This window comes from Bradyrhizobium sp. USDA 3364 (assembly GCF_054056355.1).
In genome coordinates this window covers 2,781,756-2,798,730 of the sequence record NZ_JBSRYG010000002.1, presented here as the reverse complement: position 1 = coordinate 2,798,730, position 16,975 = coordinate 2,781,756, and the positions used below count along the sequence as shown (strand labels likewise).

General features: G+C 64.1%; 16 protein-coding genes. 8 read left to right on the top strand and 8 right to left on the bottom strand.

Annotation, left to right across the window (positions count from 1 at the left end):
* Positions 1 to 103: 103 nt before the first annotated feature.
* A complete protein-coding gene (gene holA / locus ACVILL_RS13115) occupies positions 104 to 1,135 on the top strand; it encodes a DNA polymerase III subunit delta (RefSeq protein ID WP_456729423.1) in 1,032 nt (343 codons plus the stop codon).
* Positions 1,136 to 1,289: 154 nt separating this feature from the next.
* Here holA and ACVILL_RS13110 read toward each other — a convergent pair whose 3' ends face one another.
* From ACVILL_RS13110 to hemJ, 7 genes are all read right to left on the bottom strand, one after another.
* Complete coding sequence (locus ACVILL_RS13110; RefSeq protein ID WP_456729422.1) at positions 1,290 to 2,180, bottom strand: ParB/RepB/Spo0J family partition protein; 891 nt, start codon at positions 2,178 to 2,180, stop codon at positions 1,290 to 1,292.
* Positions 2,181 to 2,324: 144 nt separating this feature from the next.
* Complete coding sequence (locus ACVILL_RS13105) at positions 2,325 to 3,176, bottom strand: ParA family protein (protein ID WP_456729421.1); 852 nt, start codon at positions 3,174 to 3,176, stop codon at positions 2,325 to 2,327.
* Positions 3,177 to 3,207: 31 nt separating this feature from the next.
* Positions 3,208 to 3,873, bottom strand: coding sequence for a 16S rRNA (guanine(527)-N(7))-methyltransferase RsmG (rsmG, locus tag ACVILL_RS13100; RefSeq protein WP_456729420.1), 666 nt, complete (start codon positions 3,871 to 3,873; stop codon positions 3,208 to 3,210).
* 131 nt (positions 3,874 to 4,004) lie between these two features.
* Positions 4,005 to 5,888: a tRNA uridine-5-carboxymethylaminomethyl(34) synthesis enzyme MnmG gene (mnmG, locus tag ACVILL_RS13095; RefSeq protein WP_456729419.1), complete on the bottom strand. Its 1,884-nt coding sequence runs from the start codon at positions 5,886 to 5,888 to the stop codon at positions 4,005 to 4,007.
* A 236-nt stretch (positions 5,889 to 6,124) separates the two neighbouring features.
* Positions 6,125 to 7,450 carry a tRNA uridine-5-carboxymethylaminomethyl(34) synthesis GTPase MnmE gene (gene mnmE, locus ACVILL_RS13090; protein ID WP_456729418.1) on the bottom strand — a complete coding sequence of 442 codons (1,326 nt, stop codon included), beginning with the start codon at positions 7,448 to 7,450 and terminating at the stop codon, positions 6,125 to 6,127.
* A 299-nt stretch (positions 7,451 to 7,749) separates the two neighbouring features.
* Positions 7,750 to 9,015, bottom strand: a complete 1,266-nt coding sequence (gene rho / locus ACVILL_RS13085; RefSeq protein ID WP_021078151.1) for a transcription termination factor Rho — start codon at positions 9,013 to 9,015, stop codon at positions 7,750 to 7,752.
* Between the two features lie 253 nt (positions 9,016 to 9,268).
* Positions 9,269 to 9,691, bottom strand: a complete 423-nt coding sequence (hemJ, locus tag ACVILL_RS13080) for a protoporphyrinogen oxidase HemJ (RefSeq protein ID WP_456734256.1) — start codon at positions 9,689 to 9,691, stop codon at positions 9,269 to 9,271.
* Positions 9,692 to 10,141: 450 nt separating this feature from the next.
* Here hemJ and ACVILL_RS13075 point away from each other — a divergent pair, with 450 nt between their 5' ends.
* From ACVILL_RS13075 to dnaQ, 4 genes are read left to right on the top strand one after another with little or no spacing between them, the layout of a single operon-like run.
* Positions 10,142 to 10,978, top strand: coding sequence for a pyruvate, water dikinase regulatory protein (locus ACVILL_RS13075; RefSeq protein WP_456729417.1), 837 nt, complete (start codon positions 10,142 to 10,144; stop codon positions 10,976 to 10,978).
* Positions 10,979 to 10,988: 10 nt separating this feature from the next.
* Complete coding sequence (locus ACVILL_RS13070) at positions 10,989 to 11,597, top strand: Maf family protein (protein ID WP_456729416.1); 609 nt, start codon at positions 10,989 to 10,991, stop codon at positions 11,595 to 11,597.
* Positions 11,598 to 11,633: 36 nt separating this feature from the next.
* Positions 11,634 to 12,233: a dephospho-CoA kinase gene (coaE, locus tag ACVILL_RS13065; protein WP_456729415.1), complete on the top strand. Its 600-nt coding sequence runs from the start codon at positions 11,634 to 11,636 to the stop codon at positions 12,231 to 12,233.
* A gap of 28 nt (positions 12,234 to 12,261) precedes the next feature.
* A complete protein-coding gene (gene dnaQ / locus ACVILL_RS13060; protein ID WP_456729414.1) occupies positions 12,262 to 12,984 on the top strand; it encodes a DNA polymerase III subunit epsilon in 723 nt (240 codons plus the stop codon).
* Positions 12,985 to 13,120: 136 nt separating this feature from the next.
* Here the strand turns inward: dnaQ and secB are convergent, their stop codons facing one another.
* The gene (gene secB / locus ACVILL_RS13055) at positions 13,121 to 13,609 is read right to left on the bottom strand and encodes a protein-export chaperone SecB (RefSeq protein WP_456729413.1); all 489 of its coding nucleotides are present in this window, start codon (positions 13,607 to 13,609) and stop codon (positions 13,121 to 13,123) included.
* Between the two features lie 435 nt (positions 13,610 to 14,044).
* Here secB and ACVILL_RS13050 point away from each other — a divergent pair, with 435 nt between their 5' ends.
* From ACVILL_RS13050 to ACVILL_RS13040, 3 genes are read left to right on the top strand one after another with little or no spacing between them, the layout of a single operon-like run.
* Positions 14,045 to 14,749, top strand: a complete 705-nt coding sequence (locus ACVILL_RS13050; RefSeq protein ID WP_456729412.1) for a Tim44/TimA family putative adaptor protein — start codon at positions 14,045 to 14,047, stop codon at positions 14,747 to 14,749.
* Positions 14,727 to 16,337, top strand: coding sequence for a murein transglycosylase A (mltA, locus tag ACVILL_RS13045; RefSeq protein WP_456729411.1), 1,611 nt, complete (start codon positions 14,727 to 14,729; stop codon positions 16,335 to 16,337). The genes ACVILL_RS13050 and mltA overlap by 23 nt, the downstream gene beginning before the upstream one ends.
* Positions 16,334 to 16,924, top strand: coding sequence for a Smr/MutS family protein (locus tag ACVILL_RS13040; protein WP_456729410.1), 591 nt, complete (start codon positions 16,334 to 16,336; stop codon positions 16,922 to 16,924). Before mltA ends, ACVILL_RS13040 begins: the two co-directional genes overlap by 4 nt.
* The last annotated feature ends 51 nt before the right edge of the window (positions 16,925 to 16,975 follow it).

Below are 16,975 nucleotides of genomic sequence, written 5' to 3'. Positions count from 1 at the left end.
CGAACCTCAGATGCGCAATTGCGCATCGAGGAATCCGGAGATGATGGATCGAGATTCCGGGTTCGCCTCTGACGAGGCCCCCCGAATGACAGTTCAGGGCTAAATGGTCGCGCTTCGCGGAAAAGAGATCGACAGCTTCCTCGCCCGGCCTGATGCCGGCCGTCCGATCATCCTGCTTTACGGCCCGGACCTGGGCCTGGTGCGCGAGCGCGCCGACGCGCTGATGGCCTCCGCCGTCGACGATCCCAACGATCCGTTCTCGCTGGTGCGGCTCGATGGCGACGAGCTCGCCGCCGAGCCGTCGCGGCTGGTCGACGAAGCGATGACGGTGCCGCTGTTCGGCGGCCGCCGCGCCATCCGCCTCCGCGCCGGCTCGCGCAATTTCGCAAGCGGCGTCGAGACGCTGACCGATACCACAGCACTGAAGGATTGCCGCATCGTGATCGAGGCCGGCGAGCTCAGGCCGGAATCGCCGCTGCGCAAGATCTGCGAGCGCGCCAGGAACGCCGTCGCGATCGGCTGCTATCCCGACACCGAACGCAACCTGACCAAGCTGATCGAGGACGAGCTGCGCGTGTCCAATCTGCGGCTCGCGGGCGATGCACGCGCGGTGCTGATGTCGCTGCTCGGCGGCGACCGCATGGCCTCGCGCAACGAGCTGCGCAAGCTCGCGCTGTTTGCGCATGGCAAGGGCGAGATCACGCTCGACGACGTGATGACCGTGGTGTCCGACGCGTCCGAGCTGAAGCTCGATCCGATCGTCGACGGCGCCTTCGCCGGCAACGCCGCGCTGGTCGAGAGCGAGTTCACGAAAGCAATGGTCGCCGGCACCTATCCCGGCGTGATCATCTCGGCGGCGCAGCGCCAGGCGGCGTGGCTGCACAAATCGGCGCTCGCCATCGCCGACGGCACGCCGGCATCGGCCGTGCTCGAAGGCGGATTCCCGCGGCTGCACTTCTCGCGCAAACCGGCGGTCGAGATCGCGCTGCGCAATTTCACGCCGCCGCGGCTGGTGAACGTGATCGATCAGCTCGCGACCGCGGCGCTCGACATGCGCAAGCAGGCCTCGCTCGCCGCCGTGATCGCGCAGCGCGCGCTGCTCTCGATCGCGGCGAACGCGAAGCGGCGGGGGTAGCCCGGACGTTGAAGCAACCGTCATTGCGAGCAAAGCGAAGCAATCCATTGCTCCGCATGCGTGGAGAGATGGATTGCTTCGTCGCTTCAGCACAAAATTGCTTGGCAATTTTGTCGCGAGCTCCTCGCAATGACGGTGGAAGCAGACTGCCGAACTAGCCGCCCTCCAGCCGCCGCACCACCTCGTCGAGCTGCTCGAGGTTGCGGTAGCTGATCTGGACGGTGCCGCCGGGATCGCGATGGCTGACGGTGACGGTCAGGCCGAGCGCATCGCTGACGCGCTTCTCCAGCGCCAGCGTGTCGGCATCCTTGTCGACCTTGGCCGCACTGCCAGAGCGCGCCTTCTGCGGCTTGCGCTCCGGCACGCCCTCCTCATGCGCCAGCGCCTCGGCCTGGCGGACGTTGAGGCCCTCGGCGACAATGCGCTTCGCGGCGGCAAGCGGGTCGGGCACGCCGATCAGCGCGCGGGCATGGCCGGCGGAGAGATCGCCCTTCGAGATCAGCGCCTGCACCTCATTCGGCAGTTTGGTCAGCCGCATCATGTTGGCGACATGGCTGCGGCTCTTGCCGACGATCTTGGCGATGTCTTCCTGGCTGCGTTTGAATTCGTCGGCGAGCGCGTGATAGCCCAGCGCCTCTTCCATCGCGTTGAGGTCTTCGCGCTGGACGTTCTCGATGATCATGATCTCGAGCGCGTCGGAATCGGAGACCTCGACCGGCACGATCGGCACTTCGTGCAGGCCGGCGAGTTGCGAGGCGCGCCAGCGGCGCTCGCCGGCGATGATCTCGTAGCGGTCCTGGGCGCCCTTGATCGCGCGCACCACGATCGGCTGGATCACGCCGCGCGCCTTGATCGAATCGGCGAGCTCACCGAGTTCGGCATCGGCGAAGCTGCGCCGCGGATTGCGCGGGTTGGCCTTGAGGAATTCGATCGGCACCTTGCGCTGGTTGCGCGGCCGCTCGACATGCGCGGCCGCCTCGCCGCCGACATCTCCGATCAGGCTTGCCAGCCCGCGCCCCAGTCGCGAACGCGCTTCATCGGCCATAGTTGCGAGCTCCCTTGGATTCACGCGCAGTACTCCGAACTTCGATATCTGGATTGTAGGATGGGCAGAGCGCAGCGAAACCCATCATTCTCATCAAGTGCCGCGATGGGTATCGCTTCGCTCCACCCATCCCACGCATTTCCGTCAATGCGCGCGCAGCTCGCGCTCGCGCTGGATCACTTCGGTGGCGAGCTTGAGATACGCGTCGCTGCCGGCGCATTTGAGATCGTAGACCAGCACCGGCTTGCCGTAGGACGGCGCTTCCGAGATGCGCACGTTGCGCGGGATCATGGTGTCGTAGACCTTGTTGCCCATGAACTGGCGCACGTCGGCCACCACCTGGTTGGAGAGGTTGTTGCGCGAGTCGAACATGGTCAGCACGATGCCGTGGATCGACAGCGTCGGATTGAGCGTCGAGCGCACCTGCTCCACGGTCTGCAACAGTTGCGACAGACCTTCGAGCGCGAAGAACTCGCATTGCAGCGGCACCAGGATCGCGTCCGACGCGGCCATCGCATTGACCGTGAGCAAATTGAGCGAGGGCGGGCAGTCGATCAGCACATAGGTGTAGTCGGCTTCCGGCGAGACATTGTTGTTCAATCCTGCGATCGCGTCGCGCAGCCGGAAGGCGCGGCCCGGCGTGGTGCCGAGTTCGAGCTCGAGGCCGGAGAGGTCCATGGTGGAGGCTGCGATATGCAGCCGCGGCACCGCGGTCGCGACCACCGCATCGCGCAGCGGCGCTTCGCCGATCAGCACGTCGTAGGTCGAGCAGTTGCGGCTGCGGCGATCGATGCCGAGGCCGGTCGAGGCGTTGCCCTGCGGATCGAGATCGACGATCAGGACGCGCTCGCCGATCGCAGCGAGTGCGGTGCCAAGATTGATCGCCGTGGTTGTCTTGCCGACGCCGCCCTTCTGGTTGGCGAGCGACAGGATGCGCGGATGGCCAGGCTGCTGGGACGCCTTATCCTCTTGATAAACCTCATCCATCACAGTCATACCAAAATACCATTTGCTGTCGCGGAGTCCCCTAGCGCCGCTCGATTGACCCGAGTTCGACGATCCAGCCCTGTCCGCCCGTGCGGCTGGAGTGCAGCTGAGGCTCAATATTCCAATATTTAGTGGCCTCGGTCAATTCGGCCTCTACATCTTGACCCTTCAAAAACAGCGCTGTCGCGCCCTTTTTGACCCACGGCTCCGCAAAGCCGATGAGTTGATGTAACGGAGCCAGCGCCCGCGCGGTGACGCAATCGATGGGCCCAGCGATTCTATCCACAGTATCCCCGATATCAGCGAGATGCACCGTCCCCGGCGACGCCGTCACGCGAATCGCCTCGCGCAAGAATGCAGCCTTCTTGGCGATTCGCTCAACCAGATGGATCTGCGCACCGGGCGATTCGGCCAAGGCGCAGGCGAGGACGACGCCGGGAAAGCCACCGCCGCTGCCGAGATCGACCCAGGACTTTGCCGTCGGTGCGAGACTCAGGAGCTGGAGCGAATCGGAGATGTGCCGCGTCCAGAGATGCGGAAGCGTAGACGGCGCGACGAGATTGGTCTTGGCCTGCCATTCGAGGAGGAGGGTGACATAGCGATCGAGCCGCGCCTCTGTTTCACGTGAAACAGGAGTTAGAGCGATGGCCGCCGCCTTATCCTTGGCGGACACCTTGAGTTCAGCGGATTGGGGGGCTGGAGCCATTCTCTGGAATGCCGGTCGAGCTCGTCATTGGGAGCGAAGCGAAGCAATCCAGAATGCCACTCGCGGAAGCAATGGATTGCTTGGTCGCTTCCGCTCCTCGCGAAGGGTTGCCCTACGTTTCACGTGAAACGTCAGGCCGTCGCCTTGGTTGCTTTCCGCCGCGCCTCACGCCGCAGATAGGCGGCCAGAATGCCCAGCGCCGCCGGCGTCATGCCATCGATCCGGCCCGCCTGCCCGACCGTCCGCGGCTGCGCCCTCTGCAGCTTGGCGCGCGCTTCATTCGAGAGACCGGGCACGTCGGCGTAGTCGACATCGGTAAGAACCAGGCCCTCGTCGCGCCGGAAGGCGTCGACGTCGGCGGTCTGGCGCTTCAGATAGACGTCGTATTTGGCATCGATTTCGAGATGGACCGCAATCGCCGGGTCAATGGCCGACAGCTCCGGCCAGATCGCCTGGACCGCGGGCCATTCGATCTCCGGATAGGCCAGCAATTCAAAGGCGGATCGGCGATTGCCGTCGCGATTGAGCGCAAGCCCGTGCTTAGCGGCTTCATTCGGCGTGATCGCAAGCGACTTCGCCAAGGTCTTGGCTGCATCGAGCGCCGCCATCTTGGTCCGATGACGTTCCGCACGAGCCGTCCCGACGCATCCGAGCGCAATGCCCTTGTCGGTCAGTCGCTGGTCGGCATTATCAGCCCGCAGCGTCAGCCGGTATTCGGCGCGCGAGGTGAACATCCGATAGGGTTCGGTGATCCCGCGGGTCACGAGGTCGTCGATCATCACCCCGAGATAGCCGTCGGCGCGGTCGAACACGATCGGGTCAGCGCCACCGGCGGCGAGAGCAGCATTGAGACCGGCAACAATGCCCTGCCCCGCCGCCTCCTCGTATCCCGTGGTGCCGTTGATCTGACCTGCCAGGAAAAGCCCGCGCAGACGCTTCGTCTCCAGGGTCGGATCGAGCTCGCGCGGATCGACGTGGTCATACTCGATCGCATAGCCCGGCCGCACCATCTTCACCCGCTCGAGACCCGGGATGCTGGCGAGGATGGCGAGCTGGACTTCCTCCGGCAGCGACGTCGAGATGCCGTTCGGATAGACCGTGCTATCGTCGAGGCCCTCCGGCTCCAGGAAGATCTGATGGCCGTCGCGGTCACCGAAGCGGACGATCTTGTCCTCGATCGAGGGGCAATAGCGCGGTCCGGAGCTCTTGATCTGACCCGAATACATCGGCGAGCGGTGCACATTGGCCCGGATCACCTCATGCGTCGCCGGCGTGGTCCGGGTGATGCCGCACTGGATCTGCGCCGTCGTGATCCGGTCGGTCATGACCGAAAACGGCTCCGGCGGATCGTCTCCGGGCTGCATTTCGACCGCCGACCAGTCGATCGTGCTGCCGTCAAGGCGTGGCGGTGTCCCGGTCTTGAGCCGGCCGAGCACAAAACCTGCCCGCTCGAACGAAGCAGACAGACCCATGGCCGGTGCCTCGCCGACCCGGCCCGCCGGCCAATTCTTCTCTCCAAGATGAATCAGACCGCGCAGGAAGGTGCCGGTCGTGATGACGACCGCGCCCGCTGAAAGCTGGCGTCCTTCGCCCAGACGAATGCCGGTCACGCGCCCATCGACGACGATTAGCTCATCGGCTTCGCCTTCGATGATGCTCGGGTTCGCGGTCTCGGTGATCGCAGCCTGCATCGCGGCCGCATAGAGCTTGCGGTCGGCTTGGGCCCGGGGACCCCGGACCGCCGGACCTTTCCGGCGATTGAGCATGCGAAACTGGATGCCGCCGGCATCGGCGACCCGGCCCATCAGACCGTCCAGAGCGTCGACTTCGCGAACCAGATGGCCCTTGCCGAGCCCACCGATGGCGGGGTTGCAGGACATCGCGCCGATGGTCGCGAAACGATGGGTCACCAGGGCGGTCTTTGCGCCCATCCGGGCAGCCGCGCTCGCGGCCTCGCAGCCGGCATGGCCGCCGCCGATGACGATGACGTCAAATGAGTCTGCCCTGGAAGTCATGGCGGGACTTCTATCTCGGAGTGATGAAAGCCGGAAGAAGGAAGTTGAGATCGCCCGCCTGAGACCAGGCGATCTGAGCGAGATATGGATCGCGCCGGTTCGCTCGCAATGACGAGCAAAGCTGTTTCACATGAAACAGCGCAATCATTGACGTCTGATTGTTTCACGTGAAACAGGGAGGTTCCTTAACCAATCGGAAACCATGTTTCACGTGAAACAGGCCAGGTCGGAACCAGCTACTTCCCGACGCAAAACTCGCGGAAGATGATGTCCAGGATGTCTTCGACATCGACCCGCCCCAACAGCCGGCCGAGCGAATAGGTCGCCCTACGAAGCTCCTCCGCCGCGAGCTCCTCGCCCTGCCCGACCACCTCGATGCTGCGCCGGAGGGACTCGACGGTCTCCTGGAGGAAGCCGCGTTGCCGAGTCCGGCTGATCAGACTGCCTTCGCTGGCTCCAAAATAGTCATGGGCGAAGCCGACCAGTGCGGCGATCAGCTCGGTGAGGCCGTCGCCACGAGCCGCCGAGATCCTGAACTCGGGATAATTGCCGCCCTCACCCGGCGGAGACCTGACAAGGTCGATCTTGTTGCGCACGAGCCAGGTTGGCGTCGTGCCGCCATGCCCCACCTTTGCGTGGCGACTGTCCGCCAGCCACAGTACGAGATCGGCCTCGGCGGCACGGGCCCGGGCGCGGCGAACCCCCTCCTGCTCCACCGGGTCATCGGTCTCGCGAATTCCGGCGGTGTCGATGACCGTGACGGGATAGCCGTCCAGATCGAGCTGCACCTCGATCACGTCGCGGGTCGTCCCGGCATGCGGTGAGACGATCGCGACCTCTCGTTTGGCAAGCTGATTGATCAGGGTCGATTTGCCGACATTCGGCGGACCTGCGATCGCGACCACCAGGCCGTCCCGCAAGCGTTCACCCTGCCCCTGCCCCGCCAGCACCTCCTTGATTTCATCATGCAGCGCCCGGATCTTCGCGAGCGCCGGCGCGATCAGCTCCGCCGGCACATCGCCTTCATCCGAGAAATCGATGCCGGCCTCGATCAGCGCCGACGCTGCGATGATCCGCTCGCGCCAGTCGCGCGCACGATCGCCGAGCAATCCTTTCAGCTGCCGCAACGCCTGGCGCCGCTGGCGATCGGTGTCGGCGTGGATCAGATCGTCGAGGCCCTCGGCCTCCGTCAGATCGAGCTTGCCGTTCTCGAACGCCCGCCGGGTGAACTCGCCCGGCTCGGCCGGCCGGACATCGTCGAACGCGGCGATGGCATCGAACATCGCCGACAGCACCGCACGTCCGCCATGGACATGAAATTCGGCGACGTCCTCGCCGGTCGCACTCGCCGGGCCCGGGAACCACAGCACCACAGCGTCGTCGATCGGCTGGCCGTTCGAATCGTGGAGCAGCGCGCGGGTCGCGATCCGCGGCGCCGGCGTCCTGCCGGCCAGTCCCGCAATGACCGACTCGGCCATTGGGCCAGACAGCCTGACGATGGCGATCGCACTCGGTGGCCGCCCGGAGGACAGCGCGAAGATGGTCTGGTCGCGCGGATGCATCGCCTATTTCTTCCAGCAAATCGCGAAAGGCAATGCCGCTTCGATATTGCACGCATGCCGCAGAATGTTGCGGTGCAGCATAACCGAGTCTCGTTGCAGCCTCCGTGCAGCAATTTTGCTGCGGCTACGCAAGCTCCGATCACAACAAAAATCATAAATATAAATTATATCAGATAGTTAAACGAACATCGGATCGGCCAAACTAGCTCGATTTTTGCTGCACTCTACCGCAGCAAACCCGCAGCATGAAAAAAGGCGCCCCGTTTGTACAGGGCGCCCTCTCCTTTTCGGCCGCGGCCTTACGTGTTCATGGAATCGAAGAATTCCGAGTTGCTCTTGGTGTTCCGGAGCTTGTCGAGCAGGAAGTCGATTGCGTCCATGGTGCCCATCGGATTGAGGATGCGGCGCAGGACGTACATCTTCTTCAGCACCTGCGGATCGGTGATCAACTCCTCCTTGCGGGTGCCGGAGCGTGCGATGTCGATCGCAGGGAAGGTCCGCTTGTCCGAGACCTTGCGGTCCAGGATCAGTTCGGAGTTACCGGTGCCCTTGAACTCTTCGAAGATGACTTCGTCCATGCGGCTGCCGGTATCGACCAGCGCGGTCGCGATGATGGTCAGCGAACCGCCCTCCTCGATGTTGCGCGCGGCGCCGAAGAACCGCTTCGGGCGCTGCAGCGCGTTGGCGTCGACACCGCCGGTCAGCACCTTGCCGGACGACGGCACGACGGTGTTGTAGGCGCGGCCGAGGCGGGTGATCGAATCGAGCAGGATCACGACGTCGCGGCCGTGCTCGACGAGGCGCTTGGCCTTCTCAATCACCATCTCGGCGACCTGGACGTGGCGCACGGCGGGTTCGTCGAAGGTCGACGACACCACCTCGCCCTTCACCGAACGCTGCATGTCGGTGACTTCTTCCGGACGCTCGTCGATCAGAAGCACGATCAGGTAGCAGTCGGGATGATTGGCGGTGATTGAGTGCGCGATGTTCTGCATCAGCACCGTCTTGCCGGTGCGCGGCGGCGCGACGATCAGCGCGCGCTGGCCCTTGCCGATCGGCGCAACGATGTCGATGACGCGGGCGGACAGGTCCTTCTTGGTGGAATCCTCAAGCTCCATGCGGAAACGCTGATTGGGAAACAGCGGCGTGAGATTGTCGAAATTGACCTTGTGCTTCGACTTTTCGGGGTCTTCGAAATTGAGCGTGTTGACCTTCAGCAGCGCGAAATAGCGTTCGCCTTCCTTCGGGCTGCGGATGTGGCCTTCGATCGTGTCGCCGGTGCGCAGGCCGAAACGGCGGATCTGCGACGGCGAAACGTAGATATCGTCGGGGCCGGGCAAATAGTTCGCATCGGGCGAACGAAGGAAGCCGAAGCCGTCGGACAGCACCTCGACGACGCCCTCACCGATAATGTCGGTCTCGGCGATCGCGAGCTGCTTGAGAATTGCGAACATCAGCTCCTGCTTGCGCATGGTGCTGGCATTCTCGACCCCATTCTCTTCCGCGAACGAGACGAGCTCGGCCGGCGTTTTCGATTTGAGGTCCTGGAGTTTGATTTCCCGCATTGGGGTAGTCCTGTGAGGAAGTAAGTAGGGAAGGGGTGCGAGGTGGCTCTGGAAAAAGCGGACGCCAAAGGAAGGTCCGCAGGTCTCAGCCAGGAAAGTGCCGTTTGGGCTTTTCAAACCTGATGCGGCGCCGGTCCGAAAAGAACCGGAACGCGACCACATCCGCCTGCGTGGGGTGGGATAAATCCTATATAGAAAATCGATTCGCCCTTCGCAAGAAGGACTGAAGCATGCGTCTTGAACATTGCGCTGTCTAGAACGGCTTCACGACCACCATGATCACGATCAGGATCATCAGCAGCGTCGGCACCTCATTGATAATACGATAGAATTTCTGACTTCGCTGATTCCGATCGGCGGCGAAATCCTTCACGCAGCGGGACAAAAAGCCGTGGATACCCGACATGATCAGCACGAGCATGAATTTGACGTGAAACCAGCCAAATAGGTACCATTGTCTGTCCCAGACCAGGTAAAGCCCGGCGAGCCAGGTCACGATCATCGCGGGGTTGATGATCGCCTTCAAAAGCCGGCGTTCCATGACCTTGAAGGTCTCGGACTGCTTCGAGCCAATCTCGGCCTCGCAATGGTAGACGAACAGCCGTGGCAGATAGAGCATGCCGGCCATCCAGGAGATGACGGCAACGATGTGCAGGGCCTTGATCCATTCGTACAACATCGCTGCGATGCCTTTCAGGAAACAGCTCGGGCGGGCTCAGCGTTGCGAGCAGGGGCTTCGCAAGCGAGGGACGGATACATATCCGCACACACGGCTCTCCTAAACCTAATTAATTTTAGAATCTAAGGTTTGAGTCTTAATGGCGGTGAATTTGACTCATGCAAGCCGGTCCAGCGGTTCTTGCGGGCTTGTTCACATCCCTCAACATTTTGGTGGGCTCGGGCGAACATCCGGAATCTATCGCAGGGCTCAATCGGTTGCGCAGGCCCGTGGCCAGCTTATCAAGAGACAAATCCACACCGGTTCACTATCATCCTCGCCATCACGTCGACTTATCCTTTTGCGAGGTGCTGTGAAGAAAGGGGCGAGATATTCAGGGGCCGGGCGCCGGACCCGGATTCTTCTCCTCGACCTCCACAAGGATTCACAGGATAGACAGGGGCTCTGGTGCCGACGACTTCCAATTATTTCCACCTGCATCTGGTGTCGGACTCGACCGGCGAGACGCTGATCACCGTGGCACGCGCGGTTGCCGCGCAATACGCCAATGTGACCGCGGTCGAGCATGTCTATCCGCTGGTACGCAGCCAGAAGCAGCTCGATCGCGTGCTCGACGAGATCGAGGAATCGCCCGGCATCGTGCTGTTCACGCTGCTGGAGAAGGATCTGGTCGGCCGGCTCGAAGGCAAGTGCAGGGAAATCAACGTTCCGAGCCTGTCGATCATCGGGCCGGTGATGCAATTGTTCGAGGCGTATCTGGGTGCTGCGACGACCGGGCGCGTCGGCGCACAGCACGTGCTGAACGCGGAATATTTCCGCCGCATCGATGCGCTGAACTTCACGATGATGCATGACGACGGTCAGCATGTCGAAGGCCTCGAGGAGGCCGACGTCGTCCTGGTTGGGGTGTCCCGCACCTCGAAGACACCGACGTCGATCTACCTCGCCAACCGCGGCATCAGAACGGCCAACGTGCCGCTGGTGCCGGGCATTCCGCTGCCGCACCAGCTCGAGACCTTGAAGAAGCCGCTGGTGGTCAGCCTGCACGCGACGCCAGAGCGCCTGATCCAGGTCCGGCAGAACCGCCTGCTCACCATGGGTGACCGCGACAACGACACCTACATCGACAAGCAGTCGGTGGCCGACGAGGTCGCTTTTGCCCGGCGCCTGAGCGCGAAGTTCAACTGGGCGCTGCTCGACGTGACGCGGCGCTCGATCGAGGAAACGGCGGCTGCGGTGATGAAGCTCTACAACGACCGCCAGCGCGCGCGGCCGCCGGAGTGATCGTCGGGTCATGAGCATCTGGCGCGGTCCACAGCAGCTGATCCTCGCGTCGCAAAGCCGCGCGCGACGGATGCTGCTTGAAAACGCCGGCCTCGATTTCGAGGTGCTGCCGGCCGACATCGACGAACGCGCGGTGCAGAAAGACTCCGGCCTTGCGGCGCCGGGCGAGATCGCGTCGCTGCTGGCGCGCGAGAAGGCGCTGTTCGTCTCCAGGCAGAAGCCTGGCCAATATGTCGTCGGCGCCGACCAGACGCTGGCGCTGGGGCAGCTCATGTTCAGCAAGCCCGCCGGCCGCGCGCAAGCCGCCGAGCAACTCGGCCGGCTCGCGGGGCAGACCCACGCGCTGCATTCCGCCGTCTCGGTCGCGCGCGATGGAAAAGTCCTGTTCGACGATGTCAGCGTCGCCCGGATGACGATGCGGCCGCTGTCTCAAAGCCAGATCGAGGCCTATCTTGACCAGGCCGGGGAGGCGGTGACGACCAGCGTCGGCGCCTACCAGCTCGAGGGCCTCGGCGTGCATCTGTTCGAGCGGATCGAAGGCGACCATTTCACCATCCTCGGCCTGCCGCTATTGTCACTGCTGGCGTTCCTGCGCCGTGAGAAACTGCTCGCGGTGTAAGGCGCCGAGACGTGGCGACGGAGAGATGCTGAACCGATGCTGATTCTTGGACTGACCGGCTCGATCGGGATGGGGAAATCCACCACGGCGAAACTGTTCATGGAGGCCGGCGTGCCGGTGTACGACGCCGACGCGGCCGTGCATCAGCTCTACGAAGGCGAAGCTGCGCCCGCGATCGAGACTGCGTTTCCCGGCACCACTGCCAACGGCAAGGTCGATCGCGCAAGGCTGTCGGCGCGCGTGGTGCAAGACCCGGTGGCGATAAAGCAGCTCGAGCAGATCGTGCATCCGATGCTCGGTGCGTCGCGCCAGAAATTCTTCGCCGATGCGGAAGCCGCCGGCGTACCGATCGTTGTCCTCGACATACCGCTGCTGTTCGAGACCGGCGGCGAGACGCGCGTCGATGCGGTCGTCGTCGTCACCACCTCGCCGGAACTGCAGCGCGAGCGGGTGCTGGCGCGCGGCACCATGGATGCCGCGAAGCTCGACGCCATCATCGCCAAGCAGATGCCGGACGCCGAGAAGCGCAAGCGCGCGGATTTCATAGTGGATACCTCGCACGGACTTGATCCGGTGCGGGCGCGCATCCGCGACATTCTGGCCGAGGTTGCTAAGATGCCGAAGCGGCGCGCCTGATTCGCCGCCTTCCGGATTCCCTCACGTCATGCGCGAAATCGTTCTCGATACCGAAACCACTGGCCTCGATCCGCTGCGCGGCGACCGGCTGGTCGAGATCGGCTGCGTCGAGATCTTCAACCGCATGCCGACGGGGCAGACCTACCACGTCTACATCAATCCCGAACGCGACATGCCGGCGGAAGCGTTCGCCGTGCACGGGCTGTCGACCGAGTTCCTGGCGTCCAAGCCGCTGTTCAATGAGGTGGTCGACGAGTTCCTGGCCTTCATCGGCGATACGCCGCTGGTGATCCACAACGCCTCGTTCGACATCAGCTTCATCAACGCCGAGCTCGACCGCATCAAGCGGAAGGTGATCGCGAAGGACCGCCTGGTCGATACGCTGCTGCTGGCGCGACGCAAGCATCCCGGCGTGTCGAACCGGCTCGACGATCTCTGCTCGCGCTATCAGATCGACAATTCCCGCCGCACCAAGCACGGCGCCTTGCTCGACGCCGAGCTGCTGGCCGAGGTCTATATCGACCTGATCGGGGCGCGGCAGTCGCAGCTTATCCTGGCGTCGGAAACGTCGGATGCGCGTGAGGGGAGCCATAGCGACATGCCGCGGCGGCAGCGCGAGACGCCGCTCATTGCGCGGGTCAGTGACGCGGATCGCGAAGCCCACAGGGCGTTCGTCGCCACGCTCGGCGACAAGCCGATCTGGAACGATTATCTGCCGCCGCCAGCGCCTGCTGAAGCACCGGCGGCTTGATATCTTCGGTTATATCTTTGGGCTGTAGCGTTTTCGTCCCGTCGTCAATGCGAGGAGCGGAAGCGACGAAGCAACCCGTCTCTGCGCTCGTGGCGCGATGGATCGCTTCGCTTCGCTCGCAATGACGGCACCCGGATCAGCTCGGCTTGACGCCGGAAGCGGCCTGGGCGGCTGCCTGCCGCTCCATGTTCTGACGATAGAGGCCGACGAAATCGACCGGGTCGAGCAGCAGGGGCGGGAAGCCGCCGTCGCGGACCGAGGTCGCGACGATCTCGCGCGCGAACGGGAACAGGAGGCGCGGGCACTCGATCATGACCAGCGGGTGCAGGTTCTCCTGGGGCACATTCACGATCCGGAAGACGCCGGCATAGGCGAGGTCGAAGCTGAACATCACCTTGCCTGCCGTCTCGGCCTTGCCCTCGATCGATAGGATGACCTCGTACTCATTGTCCGCCATGTTGTTGGCAGAGACGTTGATCTGGATGTTGATCGCCGGCTGCTGCTGCTGCGGGCCGAGCGAGGCCGGTGCATTTGGGTTCTCGAACGACAGGTCCTTGGTGTACTGCGCCAGCACGTTGAGTTGGGGAGCGGCCTGTTCGACAGGGGCGCCGTTGCCATTGGTCATGAAAATGTCTCCTGGAGCGGCGCTCGATGGACAGAACGTCCGACGGCACGCGTTGAGGTGTCGGGAATGCCGATGCCGGCGAGTGGCTATCATAGGCCCGGCTCGGTCCACAAGGACGACGAAGGGCGACGGGCGGGCGCGCTCCGGCGGCCCTGCGGCCAAATCACCCGCGAGGAGGCTTGCGAGCGCAACGCCGCCCAAACTCTTAACGTCTTCCTAAATTATTGAAGATGCGCGATTTCCTGAAAGGAACGGGTTTCCCCCCGAGGTCAAAACGCGCTACACTTTGCCCGTGCCAAAAAGCGCCATTGGCCGGGCATAGTTTCGTGCCTACATGCTGCGGACTCAATCGGTGATCTTAATCTCCGCCGTTCCCGACCGGGAACGCTTTGACGACCGGCCCGTTGCCGGCAGAGCCCAGAAAGCGAATTCGACGTGGATATCTACACCATCATCTTCCTGGCGCTGGCCGTGTTCATCTTCCTGCGGTTGCGCAGCGTTCTCGGACAGCGCACCGGAAGCGAGCGGCCGCCATATGATCGTGCCGCGCCCAACGTCGTGCAGCGCGGCCAGGATAACAACGTCGTCCCGATCCCGGGTTCGGTGATCGACCAGCCGGCCTCGGCCGCGCCCGCCGAGCCGGCCGAGCCTACGGAACGCTGGAAGGGCATCGCCGAGCCCGGCACCCCGCTGGCGCAGGGTCTCGATGCGGTCGCCGCTCAGGATTCCTCGTTCGATCCGCGGCATTTCCTCTCGGGCGCCCGGTCGGCCTATGAAATGATCGTGCTGGCCTTCGCCAATGGCGATCGCCGCGCGCTGCGCGACCTGCTGTCGGCCGAGGTCTATGAGAGCTTCGAGGCCGCGATCAAGGATCGCGAGAAGCACGAGCAGAAGATCGAGACGCGGTTCGTCTCGATCGACAAGGCCGAGATCGTCAGCGCGGAGACGCGCGATCGCTCGACCCAGCTTACCGTCCGCTTCGTGTCGCAGATGATCTCGGTCACGCGCGACAAGGCCGGCACCATCGTCGACGGCAGCCCGGACAAGGTCGCCGATATCACCGACGTCTGGACGTTCGCCCGCGACTCGACTTCCCGCGATCCGAATTGGAAGCTGGTTGGCACTGGAAGCGCTCACTAAACATCTCAGCTACGGGCGCCTCGCAGTCGCGTGCTGTGCGCTCGCGGTGCTGTGTTCCACGGCGGCGATCGCCGCCCGTTACAGGTCGAGCAGGCAGGCCCCGACACGGCACGAGCATAGCCACCCGATCCCCTATCCCAATCTGGAATTGCCGCTGCAGATCGGCGGCAGCCAGTATGAGCCGCTGACCTGGGCCAATGTCTCCGGCTGGGGCGATGACGATCATCTCGCCGCCTACAAGGCGTTTCGCACCAGCTGCAAGCCGATCGCGGCCCAGCAGGGGGCGGCAGCCGATTCGAAGGCGCTCGGCGGCTCGCTGCGCGATCCCTGCCGGATCGCCAAGGGGCTCGATCTCGCCGACGGCAGCAAGGCGAAAGAATTCTTCGAGCAGAATTTCGTGCCGCTGCGCATCTCGCGGCTCGGCGAGGATGCCGGCTTCGTCACCGGCTACTACGAACCGATCCTCGAGGGGTCGCGGACCCAGACCGACGTTTACAATGTTCCGGTCTATCGCCGCCCGTCCAACCTGTTCGTGCGCGGCAAGACGCAGGCGTCTGTCGGTCTGCCCAACAGCGGTCCCGTGTATCGCAAGATCGGCCGGCGCAAGCTCGTGCCCTATTACGATCGCGCCCAGATCGAGGACGGCGCGATCGCCGGCCGCGGGCTCGAGATCTGCTATCTGAAGAGCCAGACCGATCTCTTGTTCGCACAGATCCAGGGCTCCGCCCGGATCAAGCTCGAGGACGGCACCACGCTGCGCATCAATTACGACGCGCATAATGGCTATCCCTATACGGCGGTCGGACGCGTCCTGATCGACCGCGGCATCATCCCGAAGGATCAGATGTCGATGCAGAAGATCAGGGAATGGATGGAGCAGAACCCTGAGGGCGCCAACGAGGTGCGACGGCAGAACCGCGCCTACGTGTTCTTCCGCGAGGTGCCGCTGTCGGACAAGGACGAAGCCGTCGGCGCGCAGGGCGTGCCGCTGACGCCGGGCCGCTCGATCGCGGTCGACAACGCGCTGCATGTCTACGGCACGCCGTTCTTCATCGCGGGCCAGTTGCCGATCGAATCCGAGCAGTCCAGGACGCCGTTCCACCGGCTGATGATCGCGCAGGACACCGGCTCTGCGATCGTCGGCCCGGCGCGCGCCGATCTCTATTTCGGCGCCGGCGCGGACGCCGGAAAGGTCTCGGGCCGGCTGCGGCACAACATGCAGTTCGTGATGCTGGTGCCGAAGGGGCTCGATCCAGTCGCGCGCGGCCACAAGCTGCCTGTTCCGGACGAGCGGCCGTCGGCCAGGATCGCAAAGCTGTTTCCGCAGACCGATCCGCAGAAGGACAAGCCGGCGGCGAAGTCCGCGGATGTACCGACGGCCGGCATTGCCAAGGGCGCGGCGACCACCGGCGCGGCCAAGAGCCCGCCCGTGAAGAATGCCGCCCCCGCCGCGCCCCCGGCAACGACCCCTGTCGCGCAGGCCGCGCCTGTGGCAGAACCGGTGCCGTTGCCGGCAGCCCGGCCCGACATTCCGCAACGTCAGGAGAAGCGGCGCTTCCGGCGCTATCGCCATCACCGCGATCAATGAAACGACCCGCGCCGATCCCCGATCTGTCCGCTCCGTCGCGGCGCAAGCGCGCGCTGAGCGAGGAGGAGCGTGCGCTCTGGGAAAGTGTGGCGAAGCAGGTCAAGCCGCTGCGCAAGAAATCGGCCGTACCGAAAGCGCACGCCGCGCCCTCTGACCCCGCTAGCCATCACGCCGCCGCAAAGCCCATCCCGGTCAAGCCGGTCTCATCGGTCAAGCTTGCGCCGGCGCCGCGCCCGCAGGTGCCGCCGCTGGCGCCGATCGGCCGCCGCGAGCGCGCAAAATTGTCGCGCGGCAGGCAGGAGATCGATGCGCGGCTCGATCTGCACGGCATGACCCAGATGCGCGCGCATCGGGTGCTGTTCGCCTTCCTGCAGCGCGCGCACTCTGACGGGCTCACCTTCGTGCTCGTCATCACCGGCAAGGGCAAGGTCGGCGGGCTGGATTCGGAACGCGGCGTGCTGCGCCGCCAGGTGCCGGAATGGCTCAGCCTGCCGGAATTCCGCGCGCTGGTGGTCGGCTTCGAGGAAGCGCATATCGGCCATGGCGGCGAAGGCGCGCTCTATGTGCGCGTCCGGCGCGCGCGATGAGCATGATCCGGAAAAGTGTGAAGCGGTTTTTCGCGCGACAAACGCAAAGCG